The following is a 16,400-nucleotide window of genomic DNA, read 5'->3' as shown; positions in this document are numbered from 1 at the left end:
AATGACGGCCGCGCCCACGCCACTCCAGATCAAGCTCGCCAACCGGATCCTGTCGCATGCACGACTGTCGGGCTGGCAGAGCGGCCATCACTTGACCGAGGATTCGCTGCTGCCGGTACTGGGCGCCTCGCGCACGCCGATCCGCGCCGCGATGGCGCATCTGGCCGAAGCCGGCGTGCTGGAGAAGCGCCCGAACAAGGGGTTCTTTCTCAAGGACACGTCGGCAACGGCGGATTCCCAGCCGGCGACGGAGGGGGAGGATGACGACGCCGGCGTCTACCTCGCCATCGCCATGGACCGGCTGAACCAGGTACTTCCGGACACGGTGAGCGAGAACGAGCTGATCCGTCGCTACGACCTGTCGCGGGCACGGCTGCGCAATGTGCTGGCGAGAATCGCATCCGAGGGCTGGATCGAGCGCCGGCAAGGCCGCGGCTGGGCATTCCAGCCGCTGATCGACACGATCGAAGCCTATCGCGAGAACTACCGTTTCCGGCAGATGATGGAGCCGACCGCGATGCGCTCCGGGGAGTTCGCTCCGGATCTGCCCCGCCTTATCGCGCTGGCCGAGCAGCAGCGTTTCGTGCGCGACAGCGGCTATGGCAGCCTGAGCCAGGTCGAACTCTTCGAGATCAACTCCACCTTCCACGAAACGTTGGCGGCAATGTCCGGCAACCGCTTCTTCGTGCAGACGCTGACGCGGCTCAACCATCTGCGTCGCCTGATCGAATATGGCCGTCCGCTTGATCGCGAGCGCGTGCGCCGAGTCTGCGACGAACATCTCGCGATCATTGCCCCGCTTATGTCGGGCGACAAGGCGGCGGCTGCGACCGAGCTTGAACGACATCTCTCCGGAGCCGCGGAGGAAAAGGCGGTCGTCGGCAATTCCCCTTCGTCTGCGAACGGACGTCCGGGATGAACCTGGCAAACGCTCTCGCGCCGGGTGGCAAGCTGCGCGCCGCGATCAATCTCGGCAATCCCGTGCTGGCGCAGCGTTCCTCCGGGACTGGCGAACTCGGAGGCATCAGCGTTGCCTTGGCGCGGGAACTTGCAGGAACCCTCGAGCTCGATCTTGAGCTCAAGGCCTACGACTCGGCTGCCCGTGTCGTCGAAGCCTGCCAAGGCGGAGCCTGGGATATCGCCTTCCTCGCAATCGATCCGCAGCGCGCAGCGCAGATTGCCTTCAGCGATCCCTATGTCGTCATCGAAGGCGTCTTCGTCGTGAAACGGGAGGCTCCCTGGCAACGCCCGAGCGAACTCGACCGGCCGGAACACCGTATCGCGGTCGGCCGCGGCGCAGCCTACGATCTCCATCTCAGCCGGATGCTGCGCCACGCGGAGTTGATCCGCGTCCCGACTTCTGCCGAGGCCCTGCCGCATTTCCTGGAGGCAGGGCTGGACGCCGGCGCCGGCATCCGCCAGCCGTCACAGGCTTTCGTCGCGTCCCATCCGGGGCTTCGCCTCATCGATGAGCCCTTCATGGAGATCCGCCAGGCGATGGCGGTTCCCATCGCGCGGGCGCATGCCGTGCCGGCGCTCTCGCAGTTCCTGCGCATGGCGACCGGGCGCCCGGCGATCAAGGACGCGCTCGCGAAGCTCGCGACCTCATAGGATAGGCGCGGGCGGCGGTTGTGCTCTGTCGAAGCTGCCCAGCGGGGCAGGGGGCCTGATGACGGGCCGGTGACAGATCCCTGGCAGCGATGCCGTTGGCGATCGGCATGGCTCTGCCGCCTTCGGCTCAACCGAGAAGCCCGGTCTCGCGGAGGATGGCCTTGATCGCTGCCGCTTCCTCGGCGTTGAGGGAGCGTTGCGGGCGGGCCATCGTGTTGGTGTCGATGATGCCGAGAAGCTGCATCGCCGTCTTGAACGCGCCGACGCCGGCCGAGCCGGCGCTGGTCCGGCCGAGCGAGATCCAGACCATCTCGAACAGGCGGCAGAGCCGTTCCTGCTCCTTGCGGGCCTCGTCCCATTGGCCTGCCTGAGTGAGCCGCCAGAGCTTGACGTAGCCTTTGGGGTCGACATTGGCGAGACCGGGGACCACGCCCTGGGCGCCCATCAGCGCGGCGTTGTCGACAACGATCTCGGAGCCCGTCATCGCGAAGAAATCCGGCATGTCGGCGAGATCCTGCCGGACGAAACGGAAATTGCCGTCATCGCCGCTGGAATCCTTCAGGCCGGCCACGGTGCCTTCGCGGGCGAGTGTGACGGTCGTCGCGCGCTCCAGCTTGATATGGACGCAGACGGGAATGTCGTAGGCGATCACCGGGCAGTCGACCGCCTCGCGCACATAGCGGAAATGGTCGATCGTCTCGGCCTGGTTGGTGCGGGTGTAGAAGGGGGCGGTCACGACCAGCGCATCGGCGCCGGCCGATTGAGCCGCCCTGGCGTGCTGGATGACGCGGTCGGTCGTCGGGTCGATCACCCCGGCAAAGATCGGGACGCGGCCGTTATTGATCTTCACGGCATGCTCGATGATCCTGCGGCGCTCGTCATCGCCGTGGAAGACGACCTCGCTGGTCGATCCGAGCACGAAGAGCCCGTCGACGCCACCCTCGAGCAGATGCTCGATCACCCGGGTGAAGGAGGGGTAATCGACCCGGAAATCCCGTGTCAGGGGAGTGACGACCGGGGGAACCACACCGTGGAAACGTGCCATGGACCGAAACTTTCTCTGCGTTGATCAGGTGATGTCGGCGCGGGGATCGAAGGCGTCGCGAAGCCCGTCTCCGATGAAATTGATGGCGAGTACGGTGGCGACCAGCGCAGCGCCTGCCGGCATCCATTGCCAGGGGTGCAATTCCAGCACGACGGTCGAGCGGGCGGCCCTGAGCATGTTGCCCCAGCTCGCTTCGGGCGGGACGATGCCCATGCCGAGAAAGGAGAGGCCGGCTTCGAGCAGGATCGCATTGGCGACCTGCACGGTGGCGTAGACCACGAGGATATCGAGCGAGTTCGGCAGGGCATGGCGCCAGAGCAGGTGCCCGAGACCGGCCCCGAAGCCGCGCGAGGCGACGACGAAATCGCGTTCGCGCAGCTCGAGCAGGCGCGCCCGCACCATGCGCGAGAGCACCGGCCAGGAGAGCAGGGAGATCACGAAGATCGTCGGCAGGATGCCCGTGCCGGTGATCGAGGCGAGCACCAGAAGCAGGATGACCGGCGGCAGAGTCATCGCGAGATCGACAAGGCGCATGATCACGCCGTCGAGGGCCCGCCCGCCGAACGCCGCAACCGCGCCGACGACGAAGCCGACGCAAAGCGAGATCGCGACCGAGACCGAGGCGATCAGCAGCGAGATCCGCCCACCCTGCAGCAGGCGGGCCAGCGTATCGCGGCCGACGCCGTCGGTGCCGAGCCAATGGGAAGCCGTCGGTCCGGAATTCAGCGCCCGCAGATCGATGCTGTTGGGCGCATGGCGCCACCAGAGCGGGTAGGTCAGCACGGCGAGCAGGACGGGCGCCAGGATGAGCAGTCCCGCGATCGCCGCGCGATTGCGAAGAAAGCGCCCGAGCGCGCGCTGGAGCGGGCTCCGGCTGCTGCCTCGCAGAGGGACCGCGCTCGCGGCGATCGGCGCATCCGCGTTCATTATCTCACCTGGATGCGCGGATCGACCACCGCATAGGCAAGGTCGGTCAGAAGGTTGACCAGGATGACGCCGGCACCGATCAGCAGCGTCGCGCCCATGATCACGGGGTAGTCGCGGGTCTCGACGGCCTTGACCATCAGGAGCCCCATGCCCGGCCAGTCAAAAACGCTTTCGATGAAGATCGCGCCGCCGATGGCGATGCCGATGGTCGAGCCGATCAGGGTGATGACGGGCAGGATGGCGTTGCGCAGGGCATGCCTGACGATGACCGCAAATTCGCCGACGCCCTTGGCACGCGCCGTGCGCAGATAATCCTGGTTCAACACCTCGATCATCGAGGAGCGCATGTAGCGCATGAACAGCGCGGAATAGACCACCGCCAGCAGCGAGGCCGGCAGGATGAGATGGGCCAGCAGGTCGGAGAGCGAGAAGGGGGCGCCCGGCGTCAGCATCCCGCCCGAGGGAGCCCAGCGCAGCACTACCGCAAAGACATAGAGGCCGAGCAGGGCGTTGAGGAAGGCCGGCGTCGAGATCGTGACGAAGGCGACCAGGCCGAGCCCGATATCGATGGCGGAGTTGCGCTTGACCGCCCCAATGACGCCAGCCGTGATGCCGAACACGATCGCCATGGCGAGGCCGCTCAGCATCAGCAGCAAGGTGGGCCCGGTGCGTTCGACCAGCAGCGGCAGCACGCGCACGCCGGCCCTGTCGATGGAGTAGCCGAGATCCCCTCCGAGCGCCGCGCTGAGCCAGGCGAAATATTGCACCGGCCAGGACCGGTCGAGGCCGAGCCGCTGGCGCAGCGCGTCCATCTCGGTCTGGCTCAGCGGCGCCAGCGGATTGACATAGGCGTCGACCGGGTCGCCAGGGGCCAGGCGCAGCAGCACGAAGACCAGGATGCTGAGCGCGATCAGCATCATCAGGCCGGCGGCGAGCCGTTTCAGATAGAAGCCAAGCATGGGTCAGTCCGTCGTCGAAGGGACGAGGGAGGGCCTTTTCGGCCCTCCCGCCGGCTCAGGGCGCGATCGACCATTTCTCCGGCGTGGCCGCGAACGGCCCGCCGCCCGGCGCCGGCGTCCAGACGAAGTCCTTGAGCTTGACCGAGGCGACGCCATAGCGATTGGCGACCCACATCGTGCCCCAGGGCAGGGTCTTGTTCATGACGGCGCAGACGTCCTGGTATTTCGTCGTCGCCTTGGCCTGATCGGTCTCGGCGACGGCTGCGTTCAGCGCGGAATTGAGCTCGGGGATCTTGATCTGCAGGAAGTTCTGGCCGACGGGCGGGATCTGGCTCTCGTTCAGTCCGAGATTGAGCGTTCCGGGGTCGGGGCCGTTCTGCAGGCCGGCATAGACCAGCGGGAAATCGGCCGGGTTCGACGTTCGCGACATGGCGATGGCGTTATAGCCCGCGGGGTCCAGGGCGCGCGGCACGACATTGATGCCGACCTGGGCGAGCATGGACTGGACGGCGGCCATGACATTGGCGGTCAGCGGGTTGTTGTAATAGGTCAGCCAGGTGATCGGCTTCGTGCCGTTGATCTTGTCCCAGCCGGCTTCCTTGAGCAACTGCGTCGCCTTGGCCGGGTCGTAGGCATAGGCGTCGAGCCCCTTCGGGATCAGGCTGCCTTCGACATAGCCGCAATCGGCCTTCTTGGCGGCACCCTTGTAGAGGCTGTCGATGATCGCGTTGCGGTCGATCGCATGCATCACCGCCTGGCGGACGCGGATGTCGTTCCAGAGCGGCACCTGGTTGTTGAAGCCGATATAGTTGGCGACATAGGAGGCGCCTTCGATGACCGTGAAATCCTTGTTGCCCTTGAAGGTCGGGACGTCGTCGGACTCGATATAGGTGAACTGGATTTCGCCGGCCCGCAGCGCTGAGATCGCCGCGGCCGCATTGGCGAAGTAGCGGTTGATCAGCCGGTCGACCTTGGGCTTGCCGCCGCGATAGCTCTCATGGGCTGCGAGTTCGACGAAGCGGTCGGTCTCGTAGCGCACGAATTTGAACGGGCCGGTGCCGATCGGCTTCGTCGACCAGAGCACGTTCTTCGCCATGTCCTCCGGTGCGATCGCCGAAAGCGCATGCGCCGGCAGGATCATCATCTTGGTCAGGCTGACGATCAGCGCGTTGTCGGGCCTGGAGAGCCTGACGACGACTGTGCGCGGGTCCTTGACCTCGACGCTGTCGATGGCCGCCAGGCGCGCCGACAGCAGGCTCGCGGTCTTCGGGTTCTTGTTGAGCGCGATGGTGAACTTGACGTCCTCGGCGGTGAAGGCCTGGCCGTCATGCCAGGTCTCCTGCGCCAGCTTGAACGTGTAGCTCAGCTTGTCGTCGCTGATCTCCCAGCTCGTCGCCAGGGCCGGCACGAGCTTGGTCAGGCCGGCATCATAGGTCACCAGCGGCTCGAAATAGGTGCTCAGCCAGGTGTAGCCGGCCGGCGCCGTCATCGGGTTGAAATTGCCCTGCAGGCCACCGGGGCCGACATCGAAGCCGCCGGTGATCGTCTTCATCTGGGCGATGGCCGGCGTCATCATCGTGCCGGCCAGCAACGCGGCGCCGATCAGCGCCCTATGATACGTCCTCATGGTCATCGTAACCTCCCATCAGCTCGCCGCCTTGTTGGCTGCGATTATTTTTGAGATGCCGTGATAGTGGTGGTCGAGGCGCTCGCGCGCCGTCTCGGCGTCGCGTGTCGCGACGGCCTCGACGATCTCGTGGTGATCGCGCCAGGTTGCGACCGGATCGCGATTTTCGAGATTGATGAAATCCGAGGCCTTGACGAAGGCCTGCCAGAAGATGTCGAGCAGCTTCAGCAGAAGCTGGTTGTCCTGGCAGCGGAACAAGGTGCGGTGGAAGAGCCGGTCCTCCTCGAGGAAGCTCTCGCCGGCATCGACCCTGGCCTTCATCTTTGCGGTGAGGGCGCGCAGCTCGGCGATGTCGTCGGCGCCGATCACCTGCACCGTCCTGCCGATCAGAGCGCCTTCCAGCGCGCGGCGAATGGTCAGGAGCTCCTCGAAATCATCGAGCCTGCCGCGCAGGCCGAAGGCGAGGTTGTCGAGCAGCGGAGCGAAGGAAAAGTCGCTGACGAAGATGCCGATGCCGCGCCTGGTCTCGACGATGCCGACCGATTCCAGCGCCTTGACCGCCTCGCGCACTGAGTTGCGGCTGACGCCGAGCTGCTGAGCGAGGTCGTTCTCCGGCGGAAGCTGGCTGCCCGGAGGCAGGCCGCTCTCGTCGATATAGGCCTTGACGCTTTCCAGCACGGAGACGTGCAGCGATTGCGGCTTCACCAGGGGCCTGATCGTCCGGGTCACGGTCTTCGACCTCATCCTGTGGCACCGGCCGCGCCCGAGAGCGCCGGCGGCTTCCGCCCGATTGTTGAACGATATCTACTTGTAGGATATCCGTGAAGTCAACAAGTCGGCAGGAGGGGAAACGACGATGTCGGGAAAGCTCGACCGGGCGGGCAGGTGGGGCGCGCTGCGCGGCAATTGGGCAACCTTGCTGCTGCCGATCGAGCCGGATGGAGGGATCGATCTGTCGCGGCTCGCCGACGAGATCGACGTGCTGATCGCCGCCAGGGTCGACGGCATCTATTCGAATGGCACGGCCGGAGAGTGCCACAACCAGACCGAGGCCGAATTCGACGCGATCCAGCGCGTCCTGGCCGAGCGCTGCAGCCGCGCGAACATGCCCTTCGTGATTGGCGCCTGCCAGCCTGATCCGAGCATCGCGCTTGACCGACTGAGCCGCGCCGTCGCGCATGCTCCGGACGGCTTTCAGGTGATCCTGCCTGATTGGTGGCCGGTCAGCGATCCCGAGGCCGTGGACTTCCTGCAGATGGCCGCCGAGGCGGCGGGAGACATCCCGCTCGTGCTCTACAACCCGCCGCATGCGAAGCGTGTCCTGTCGCCGGCCACGCTTGGGGCCGTGCTGAAGCAGGTGCCGCAGGTCGTCGGCATCAAGCTCGCCGATGGCGATGCGGACTGGTACGCCGAAGCGCAGGCGCATCTGGACGACTGGGCGCTTTACCTGCCCGGCCACCATCTTGCGACCGGTGTCGAGGCCGGGGTCGCAGCCGGCGCCTTCTCCAATGTCGCCTGCCTCAGCCCGCGCGGCGCGCAAGCCTGGACCGAGATGATGCTGAGCGATATCGGCGCCGCCCGCGAGATCGAGCAGCGCATCTGCGCTTTCATGGATGCGCATATTCTGCCGTTCCGGCGCGACCATGGCTATTCCAACGCCGCGCTCGACAAGCTGCTCGCCGCCATCGGCAACTGGGCGCCGGTCGGGCCGCGCCTGCGCCGGCCCTATCGCTGGATCGACGCGGCCGAGGCGGAGCGGCTGAGGCCGATCGCCCGGCGCATGCTGCCCGAGATCATGGACGCGCGCTGAACCTAACCATGCCCTGACCGGTAGCGAAGCGAGGGAGTGCCATGCCTAGGATTACCGGGGTTCGCTGCGTCCTGCTGAGTTCGCCCTATGCCGATGCCGATGAGCGCGAGATCAGGGCCTGTTTCCCGAACGGACCGAAGCGCACGATCGGCATGGTCGAGGTGACGCTGGACAATGGCGTGACTGGCCTCGGCGAAGGCTATATCGCCGTGTTCGCACCTCTGGTGTTCAAATCGATCGTCGATCTCTGCGCGCCGCTGATGCTGGGCAAGGATGGCTTCGACATTCCGCGCCGGGTCAGGGACCTGCGCTCGCTCTGCGATTACTGGTCGCTCCAGGGCGCGGCGCGCCATGTCATCAGCGCGTTCGAGAGCGCCTTGCAGGACGCCAGGGGCAAGAGCCTCGGTCTGCCCGTCCATGAACTGCTCGGCGGCGCCCAATGCGATGCCATCCCGATCTATGGCAGCGGCGGCTGCTGCGACGCGAGGCACCAGTTCATCCGCGAACTCGACTTGCTCGGCGCGAAGGGCATCCGGATCTACAAGATCCGCTCGCTCAAGGCCGACATCTGGCGGACCGTCTGGGTGCTGGAGGAAGCGGCCAGGCGCGGCATAAGGGTCGGCGTCGACATGTGCCAGAATCTGGCCGATCCGCCGCAGCCCGTCGACGATGTCGTCGCCTTCGTCGAGGCCGTGCATGGCAGGACGGCTGAGCGCATGCTCTTCCTCGAAGAGGCCGTCGGCCCCGACAGCCCCGAGGCCTTTCGCGAGCTGCGCCGGCGCATCGACGTTCCCGTCTGCGGCGGCGAGATCATCACGACGCCGAAGGAAATGATCGAGCGCATGCGTGCCGGCTCCTATGCCTTCGTCCAGCCCGACGCCTCGGTGATCGGCGGTATCAGCGCGGTGATGGAGATCTTTGCCGCGGCAGATGAACTCGCGACGGAAGTCGTCGTGCACGCCTGGGGCGGAGCGGCCGCGATCATGGCGAATTACCACGCCGCCTTTGCCGGCGGCGGCAAGCTGGTGGAATTCCCCATGCTCGATTTCCCGCTCGGCCGGGACATGATCGGCGATCAGGGCCGGATCGAGAACGGCCGGCTGCAGCTTCCCACCGCGCCCGGCCTCGGCCTGACGCTGACCCCGGAGATGGAGGCGCGCTATCCCTTCGACGCGAGCGCCGTCTATAGCTGCGTCCTGAAGGAGTGGGGGGCACCGCCGGACGAGGACTGGAAAGACGGAGGCGCGGCTGGTGGAGTTGCTTGATGCGAGGCGTCAGACCCTGCGGATATCCGCCGCAAGCAGAGCTTTTCCTCCGGCAGGGATCGTCCGGCCCTGGCCCCTTCCGCGAGAGATGGGGACGGGCGCTGGGACCGGCCGATCAATGCGCGCCTGCGCTGACGAAATTGCGCAGCTCCGGCGTCTGCGGGTTGGCGAAGAGCTCCCGTGACCGCCCGCTCTCCCAGATCTTGCCCTGATGCATGAAGATCGTCGTGCTGGCGACGTTGCGGGCGAAGTTCATCTCATGAGTGACGAGCAGCATGGTCATGCCGCCCTTGGCGAGTTTTTCCATCACCAGCAGAACCTCGCCGGTCAGTTCCGGATCGAGCGCGGATGTCACCTCGTCGAACAGCATCACCTTCGGCCGCATCGCAAGTGAGCGGGCGATGGCGACGCGCTGCTGCTGCCCCCCGGAGAGATTGTCGGGATAGCTGTCGAATTTCTCGGACAGGCCGACCTGCGCCAGCACCTCGCGGGCCAGCGTCTCGGCCTGCGCCTGGGGCACGTTCTGCGTGATCCGCGGCGAGAGCGTGATGTTCTGGGAGACGGTCAGGTGCGGGAACAGGTTGTAGCTCTGGAAGACGATGCCGACATCCTTGCGCAATTCGCGCAAGTGTTTCGGATCCTGGTCGACGACATGTCCGGCAACCTCGATGCGGCCGGACTGGATCGCCTCCAGTCCGTTGATGCAGCGCAGCAGCGTGCTCTTGCCCGAGCCGGAGCGGCCGATCAGGGCGACGACCTGCCCGGGTTCGACGGTGAGGGAGACGCCCTTGAGAACCTCGAGGTTGCCGAAGCGCTTGTGGACGTCGTCAATGAGGACGGCTGGCATTCATCACCTGTTCGAGATGGCGGCTGAGCCGGGACAAGGGGAAGCAGATCGCGAAATAGATCAGCGCGACCAGCGTGAAGATCTGGAAAGGCTGGAAGGTCGCGTTGTTGACGAGCTGGCCGGCACGCGAGAGTTCGACGAAGCCGACGACCGAGACGATCGAGGTGTTCTTCACGAGCTGGACGAGAAAGCCGACGGTGGGCGGCAGCGAGATGCGGATCGCCTGCGGCAGGATGATGTAGCGGTATTGCTGCCCGCGCGTCAGCGCGAGCGAGGCCGACGCCTCCCATTGCTGGAAGGGGACGGACTGGATCGAGCCGCGCCAGATCTCGGCCAGATAGGCCGAGACATAGATCGAGAGCGAGGCGGACGCTGCGAGGAAGGGCGGCAGTTCCACGCCCATCGCCGAAAGCCCGTAATAGCTCATGAACAGAACCATCAGCACCGGAATCGACTGGATGACCAGGATGTAGCCGGCCGCGAAGCGGCGCAGCGCGGCGACTTGGGAGAGCCGCATGATCGCGAAGACACCGCCGATCAGCCCGCCGAGGATGAAGGCGACGCTGGTCAGAACCAGCGTCCAGCCGGCAGCGCGCAGGATGAAAAGCGCTTCGGGAAGCCCGAATGTGGTCATCAGGCTGCCTCCGCCTTGACATCGACGCGGGCGAGCCCGGAGACCGGCGCGAAGAGCCGCTGGCCGAGCCAGAGCAGGAAGACCTTCAAGCTCAGCGCCAGGAGGAGGTAGATCACGGTGACGATGATATAGGTCTCGAAACTGCGGAAGGTCCGCTGTTCGATGATGGCCGCGGCGCCCGAGAGCTCCTGCACCGAGATGAAGGAGCAGATGCTCGATGCCAGCATCATCAGGACGAACTGGCTCGACAGCGCGGGCCAGACCCGGGCGAAGGCCGGTTGCAGCACGACATACTGGAAGACCTGGCGCTTGCTGAGCGCGAGCGACAGGCCGGCCTCGAGCTGCGATTTGTGAATGGAGTCGACGCCGGCGCGGATGATCTCCGTCGCATAGGCGGCAAGGTTGAGCGTCATGGCCAACAGGGCGGCCTGGGTGCCCGACATGCGGATGCCGACCAGCGGCAGGCCGAAGAAGATCATGAAGAGCTGCACCAGGAACGGTGTGTTGCGCATCAGTTCGACATAGCAATCGACGGCAATGCCGGCCCAGCGGCCTGCCAGCGTGCGCAGCGCGACAAGCAGCACCGCGAAGATCAGGCCCAGCACGATCGCGCTGGCAGACAGGCCGATCGTCAGCATGATCCCGTCAAGGATGATGTCGGTTTCGGCGAGTACGGATTCGAACTGGAGCGACATGATCCCTCGTCAGTCTGGCGCGAGGCCCCGCCGCGCAGGATCTGCGCAGCGGGGACGATGCGAAACGGATCAGAAGGTTGGCAGCGGCGGCAGCGGACCGCCGACCCACTTCTCGGAGATCGCGTTCAGTTCGCCGTTCTGCTTGATGTAGTAGATCATGTTGTTGAGCCACTGCTTCAGCTCATAGGCGTCCTTGCGAACGGTCATCGAGTTCGGCTGCATGCCGAAGACGAACTTGAGCTCGGTCTCGGTTTCGCCGCGCGCCTTGATCGCGGCGTTCGCCTGGGCGTCGGGGCCGGCGATGGCTTCGACCTGGCCGGAGAACAGTGCCTGCATCGTGGTGGCGTCATCCTCGAAGCGCAGGATCGTGAGGTTGAGCTCCTTCTCGCGATTGGTGAATTCCCGCTCGACGCTGGAGCCGCGGTTGACGCCGACCTTGCGGCCCTTGAGGTCGGCCCAATCCTTGATGGGCGTGCCCTTCTTGGCGTAGATGCCGGTCTGGAAGGCGCTGTAGGGGATGGTGAACATCACCGCCTTGGCGCGTTCCGGTGTCGGCGCCAGCGTCGCGACGAGGAAGTCGACCTTGCCGGCCTCGAGGGCAGGAATGCGGGCCGGCGGCGTCAGCTGGACGATCTCGACGGGCAGGCCAAGATACTTGCCGATCAGGGCGGTGACGTCGGCATCATAGCCGATCGCATTGCCTTGCGAGTCGACGGAGCCATAGGGCGGCGCGCCGATCAGCACGCCGACGCGGACCTTGCCGCGCTTGACGATTTCCGTGACCGACTGGGCCGAGGCATGATCGGCCGCGAGCGCGCCGGCGCCCAGCGCGAACAGCATCCCGATCATTCTGAGATTCTTGAACAGGCTCATGGTGCGTTTCCTTGTTGCGATCTGCTTCATTGGCGACCGGCTTCGTGGCGTCCGGTTCGTTGAGAGGAGAGCAGGCGTGGTCGTTCAGGCAGTCTGGCGCGCCTCCCGTACGAGATTGACGAGGGGTTCCCCGGCGAAGCTGCGCTTGATGTTGTCGGCGATGGTCTGCTGGCGGCGCCGGATCGTCCCGCTCGTCCAACCCGACATATGCGGGGTCATCACGATGTTCGGCAGCTCGTGAAAAGGCAGCTCGGAGGGCAGCGGATTGGCGGAGGCCGGGCCCGGGTAGCGATACCAGGTGTCGATCACCGCCCCGCCGATGCGCTTGCCCTTCAGGGCCTCGAACAGCGCCGTCTCGTCGATCGTCGGGCCGCGCCCGACATTGAAGATCAGAGCGTCGCGGCGCATCGCCGCGAAGGCTGCGGCGCCGACGAGGCCATTCGTTTCCGGCGTCAGCGGCACGGAGACTACGATGGCGTCAGCCGAGCCCCAGAATTCCTCCAGCCGATCGAGCGTGAAGGCGCGGTCGACGAGATCGGAGACCGGGACAGCGCTGCGATTGGCGACATGGACCTTCATCTCGAAGGCCTTGGCGCGCCGCGCGATCGCCTTGCCGATATGGCCGAAGCCGAGCAGGCCGATGGTCTTGCCGGCGATCTCGCCATGGACGCGCGCAGGTGAGCCGGCCCAATAGGCCCAGTCGCCGCGGCGCAGCTTCGCGTCGGCATCCGCCAGAGGGATATGCCGGGCCAGCAGCGCGCTCATGACATATTCCGCTATCGCCTGTTCATGGCCGAAGCAGTTACAGACGTTGGCCACAGGCGGAAGCAAAGCAAGGTCGACCGCGTCGTAGCCGGCACCTGGCACATGGAACAGCTTGAGCCCGGACGGGACCGGCAGGCTGGCGTCGAACTTCACGCCGATGATGACATCCGCCTGCGCATAGGCCTGCTGGTCGGCGCCGACGCCGAGCCCGTCCGGCAGAATGCGAATTTCGGCCCCGGGGCCGACGAGTTCGGCAAAGCCGGAGCTGAAGGAGGCGGCGTTCTCGCCATGGAAGATGATGCGCATGGGGTCCACTGGCCTGTTGCGTTTCAGGCGCCGAGCAGGGGCTCGACGCTGCAATCGAGTAAAGAAGGGTCGATGCGGGCCTCCATCTCGTCGAACATGCTGTCGACGAATTCGATCAGCGCGTCGGAGGCCGCGACCGCGCGTTCGGCATGGCGGGTCGCGATCGCGTTCAGCACGGCGAGATGGTGGTCGATCGTGCCGTCGAGCGTGGTCTTCTCGGCCATGTAGCTGTGGTAGATGAAGCCGATGCGTCGGAAGATGGTGTGCAGCGGGCGCAGCGTGTGTTCGAGGAACGGCTCGCCCGCGGCGGCCAGCACCATCTGGTCGATCCTGCGATCGAGCGAATTGAACTCCGCAAGCGTCAGCCCGTCGCGCTTCTCGCGCAGCAGGCGTTCCATGTGCAGCATCTGGTTGCGATGCGAGGGGCCGGCGCGTTCTGCCGCGAGGCGAATGACGAAGCGCTCGATGTCGCGGCGCAGATGCAGCAGCACGCGTTCACGGGCGAGGTCGATCGGCGCGATCTGCAGGCCATGACGCGGGCGGATGATGATCAGCGTGTCGGCGGCGAGACGGTTGACGGCATGGTGCACCGGGGTGCGGCCGAAGCCGGTCAGGTCCTGCAGGTCCTGCATGGCGAGGAAGCGGCCGGGCGCCAGCTCGCATTTGACGAGCAGTTCCTCGATCCGGTGATAGGCGAGTTCGAAGAGATTGATGCGATTGCGCCGCGGCGGCACGCTCGTTTCACCCTCTGCGACCAGCCGCGGGCGGCTTGGGCGCTTGGCCATGTCCCGTCTCCTCAGTCGTGGAACTCGTTGAACGGATCCATCTTGGCGTCGACCATAAACATGTTGTGATATTTTACAAGCGCTCCTATGGTCGCCTCGTTTCGAGGGGACGAGGCTGTCATCGGGCTCGCCTGTTTCGCACTCAACCAAGGCGTTCCCCGGCTGCAAACCCGGTGAAGAACGCCAGCCGCCAGGGAGGCAGGCCGTGAAGATCACCGCCATCGAGACGTTGCGAACCGAAGAATTCGCCAATGTCCTGTGGGTTCGCGTGCATACCGATGCGGGCATCATCGGTCTCGGCGAGACCTTCTATGGTGCAGGCGCCGTCGAGGCGCATCTGCACGACACGCTCGCCATGCGGCTGCTCGGAAAGAACCCGCTGCATATCGAGGCGCTGCACAAGGAGATGACTAACCTGCCGATGGCGCAGGCCTCGACCGGCGTCGAGTCGCGTGCGACCTCGGCGGTCGATATCGCCTTGTGGGACGTCTTCGGAAAGGTTTGCGGCCAGCCGGTGCACCAGATGCTCGGCGGCCTCTGCCGTGACAAGCAGCGCATCTACAATACCTGCGCGGGGTACAAATATGTTCGCTCGCAGAATATCAAGCCGGTCTCGACCTGGAATCTCGGGGATGCATCAGGTCCCTATGAGGACCTCGACGGCTTCATGAACCGTGCCGATGCCGTCGCCGAGAGCCTGCTCGAAAGCGGCATCACGGCCATGAAGATCTGGCCGTTCGACCCGGCCGCGATCGAAAATCAGGGGCTTTTCATCAGCCCCGACCAGATGCGGAAGGCGATCGAGCCCTTCGAGAAGATCCGCAAGGCGGTCGGCGACAGAATGGAGATCATGGTCGAGTTCCATTCGCTCTGGAACCTGCCGACCGCGATCAAGATCGCCCGCGCTCTCGAACCCTACAGCCCGACCTGGTACGAGGATCCGATCCGGATGAACTCGCCGCAGGCGCTGGCCGAATATGCCCGTTCGACCACGGTCTCGGTCTGCGCCAGCGAGACGCTGGGCTCGCGGTTCCCCTACAAGGACATGCTCGACCGCGACGCCATGCACATCGTCATGGCCGACCTGTGCTGGACCGGCGGGCTGACCGAAGGGCGCAAGATCGCCGCCATGGCGGAGACCTATCACCGCCCCTTCGCCCCGCATGACTGCATCGGCCCGGTCGGCTTCATCGCCGCGATCCATGCCTCCTTCAGCCAGCCCAACACACTGATCCAGGAATCGGTGCGGGCCTTCTATACCGGCTGGTACAAGCAGCTCGTCGACACCATGCCGGTGATCAAGGACGGCTATGTCCTGCCGATGGAGGGGGCGGGGCTCGGTGTCGAACTCCTGCCCGCCGTCTTCGAGCGCGCGGACCTCACCGTTCGTCGCTCCAGCCTGTAAGGACGATGCCCATGACCAACCCTCTTTTCGATCTCACCGGCAAGACCGCGCTGGTGACAGGCTCCTCGCGTGGGCTCGGCCGCGCCATGGCGGAAGGACTGGCTGTTGCAGGTGCTCGCATCCTGATCAACGGCACGGACCCTGAGCGCGTCGCACAGGCCGTCGCGGAGTTCCGGGCGGCGGGCCACCAGGCGGATGCGGCGCCATTCGACGTGACCAACGAGCCCGAGATTCTGCGGGCCTTCGAGGGCTTCGATGCCGCAGGTATTGCGGTCGATATCCTCGTCAACAATGCCGGCATTCAGTTCCGCAAGCCGATGGTCGAGCTCGCCACGGCGGACTGGCAGCGCGTCATCGACACCAACCTGACCTCGGCCTTCATGATCGGGCGCGAGGCGGCCAAGCGCATGATCGCGCGCGGCCATGGCAAGGTCGTCAATATCGGATCGCTGACGAGCGAACTCGCCCGCGCGACGGTCGCGCCCTATACGGTTGCCAAGGGCGGCATCAAGATGCTGACGCGGGCCATGGCGGCGGAATGGGCCGAGCATGGCATCCAGGCCAATGCGATCGGCCCGGGCTACATGATCACCGACATGAACCAGGCCCTGATCGAGAACCCGAGCTTCGACGCCTGGGTCAAGGGCCGCACGCCGGCCAGGCGCTGGGGCAGGCCGGAGGAGCTTGTCGGGGCCGCCGTGTTCCTGGCCTCATCGGCATCGGACTACGTCAACGGCCAGATCATCTATGTCGATGGCGGGATGTCATCGGTTCTGTGATGGACCACGGGCGTTCGTCGCCGACAAGCGATGGCCGTCGGCGGGATGGTTTGCTGGGCTGCGGCAG

General features: G+C 65.6%; 17 protein-coding genes. 6 read left to right on the top strand and 11 right to left on the bottom strand.

The window, feature by feature from the left end; all coding sequences use genetic code 11:
- Position 1: 1 nt before the first annotated feature.
- Both AB4118_RS04115 and AB4118_RS04110 read left to right on the top strand, forming a co-directional pair.
- Positions 2 to 919, top strand: a complete 918-nt coding sequence (locus AB4118_RS04115; RefSeq protein ID WP_441488528.1) for a GntR family transcriptional regulator — start codon at positions 2 to 4, stop codon at positions 917 to 919.
- Complete coding sequence (locus tag AB4118_RS04110; protein WP_441488527.1) at positions 916 to 1,611, top strand: transporter substrate-binding domain-containing protein; 696 nt, start codon at positions 916 to 918, stop codon at positions 1,609 to 1,611. Before AB4118_RS04115 ends, AB4118_RS04110 begins: the two co-directional genes overlap by 4 nt.
- Before the next feature lie 127 nt (positions 1,612 to 1,738).
- Here the strand turns inward: AB4118_RS04110 and AB4118_RS04105 are convergent, their stop codons facing one another.
- From AB4118_RS04105 to AB4118_RS04085, 5 genes are read right to left on the bottom strand one after another with little or no spacing between them, the layout of a single operon-like run.
- Entirely contained in the window at positions 1,739 to 2,656 is a 918-nt protein-coding gene (locus tag AB4118_RS04105; RefSeq protein ID WP_441488526.1) for a dihydrodipicolinate synthase family protein, read from the bottom strand.
- A gap of 24 nt (positions 2,657 to 2,680) precedes the next feature.
- The gene (locus AB4118_RS04100; RefSeq protein WP_441488525.1) at positions 2,681 to 3,583 is read right to left on the bottom strand and encodes an ABC transporter permease; all 903 of its coding nucleotides are present in this window, start codon (positions 3,581 to 3,583) and stop codon (positions 2,681 to 2,683) included.
- A complete protein-coding gene (locus AB4118_RS04095) occupies positions 3,583 to 4,542 on the bottom strand; it encodes an ABC transporter permease (RefSeq protein WP_441488524.1) in 960 nt (319 codons plus the stop codon). Before AB4118_RS04095 ends, AB4118_RS04100 begins: the two co-directional genes overlap by 1 nt.
- 55 nt (positions 4,543 to 4,597) lie before the next feature.
- Positions 4,598 to 6,175, bottom strand: a complete 1,578-nt coding sequence (locus AB4118_RS04090; protein ID WP_441488523.1) for an ABC transporter substrate-binding protein — start codon at positions 6,173 to 6,175, stop codon at positions 4,598 to 4,600.
- A 12-nt stretch (positions 6,176 to 6,187) separates the two neighbouring features.
- Positions 6,188 to 6,913 carry a FadR/GntR family transcriptional regulator gene (locus AB4118_RS04085; RefSeq protein WP_441488522.1) on the bottom strand — a complete coding sequence of 242 codons (726 nt, stop codon included), beginning with the start codon at positions 6,911 to 6,913 and terminating at the stop codon, positions 6,188 to 6,190.
- Positions 6,914 to 7,025: 112 nt separating this feature from the next.
- Between AB4118_RS04085 and AB4118_RS04080 the strand changes: the two genes are divergently transcribed.
- Complete coding sequence (locus tag AB4118_RS04080) at positions 7,026 to 7,979, top strand: dihydrodipicolinate synthase family protein (protein WP_441488521.1); 954 nt, start codon at positions 7,026 to 7,028, stop codon at positions 7,977 to 7,979.
- 41 nt (positions 7,980 to 8,020) lie between these two features.
- Positions 8,021 to 9,244, top strand: coding sequence for a mandelate racemase/muconate lactonizing enzyme family protein (locus AB4118_RS04075; RefSeq protein ID WP_441488520.1), 1,224 nt, complete (start codon positions 8,021 to 8,023; stop codon positions 9,242 to 9,244).
- A 115-nt stretch (positions 9,245 to 9,359) separates the two neighbouring features.
- On the opposite strand, the gene AB4118_RS04070 is transcribed toward AB4118_RS04075, so the two are convergent.
- From AB4118_RS04070 to AB4118_RS04045, 6 genes are all read right to left on the bottom strand, one after another.
- Positions 9,360 to 10,091 (bottom strand): amino acid ABC transporter ATP-binding protein, encoded by a 732-nt coding sequence (locus tag AB4118_RS04070; protein WP_441488519.1) that lies wholly within the window; start codon positions 10,089 to 10,091, stop codon positions 9,360 to 9,362.
- On the bottom strand, positions 10,072 to 10,725 hold the full coding sequence (locus AB4118_RS04065; RefSeq protein WP_441488518.1) for an amino acid ABC transporter permease: 654 nt from the start codon (positions 10,723 to 10,725) through the stop codon (positions 10,072 to 10,074). Before AB4118_RS04065 ends, AB4118_RS04070 begins: the two co-directional genes overlap by 20 nt.
- Positions 10,725 to 11,420: an amino acid ABC transporter permease gene (locus AB4118_RS04060; RefSeq protein WP_113516339.1), complete on the bottom strand. Its 696-nt coding sequence runs from the start codon at positions 11,418 to 11,420 to the stop codon at positions 10,725 to 10,727. Before AB4118_RS04060 ends, AB4118_RS04065 begins: the two co-directional genes overlap by 1 nt.
- A gap of 69 nt (positions 11,421 to 11,489) precedes the next feature.
- Complete coding sequence (locus AB4118_RS04055; protein ID WP_441488517.1) at positions 11,490 to 12,293, bottom strand: transporter substrate-binding domain-containing protein; 804 nt, start codon at positions 12,291 to 12,293, stop codon at positions 11,490 to 11,492.
- An 84-nt stretch (positions 12,294 to 12,377) separates the two neighbouring features.
- Positions 12,378 to 13,364, bottom strand: coding sequence for a 2-hydroxyacid dehydrogenase (locus AB4118_RS04050; RefSeq protein ID WP_441488516.1), 987 nt, complete (start codon positions 13,362 to 13,364; stop codon positions 12,378 to 12,380).
- Positions 13,365 to 13,387: 23 nt separating this feature from the next.
- Positions 13,388 to 14,149, bottom strand: coding sequence for a GntR family transcriptional regulator (locus AB4118_RS04045; RefSeq protein ID WP_441488515.1), 762 nt, complete (start codon positions 14,147 to 14,149; stop codon positions 13,388 to 13,390).
- A 205-nt stretch (positions 14,150 to 14,354) separates the two neighbouring features.
- Between AB4118_RS04045 and AB4118_RS04040 the strand changes: the two genes are divergently transcribed.
- Positions 14,355 to 15,554 (top strand): mandelate racemase/muconate lactonizing enzyme family protein, encoded by a 1,200-nt coding sequence (locus AB4118_RS04040; RefSeq protein ID WP_441488514.1) that lies wholly within the window; start codon positions 14,355 to 14,357, stop codon positions 15,552 to 15,554.
- Between the two features lie 11 nt (positions 15,555 to 15,565).
- Positions 15,566 to 16,333, top strand: a complete 768-nt coding sequence (locus AB4118_RS04035) for an SDR family oxidoreductase (protein ID WP_441488513.1) — start codon at positions 15,566 to 15,568, stop codon at positions 16,331 to 16,333.
- Positions 16,334 to 16,400: the final 67 nt, after the last annotated feature.

Origin of the sequence: Allobosea sp. 2RAB26 (assembly GCF_052115465.1) — a bacterium.
Lineage (GTDB): Bacteria > Pseudomonadota > Alphaproteobacteria > Rhizobiales > Beijerinckiaceae > Allobosea.
This window is presented reverse-complemented; position numbering and strand designations above follow the sequence as displayed.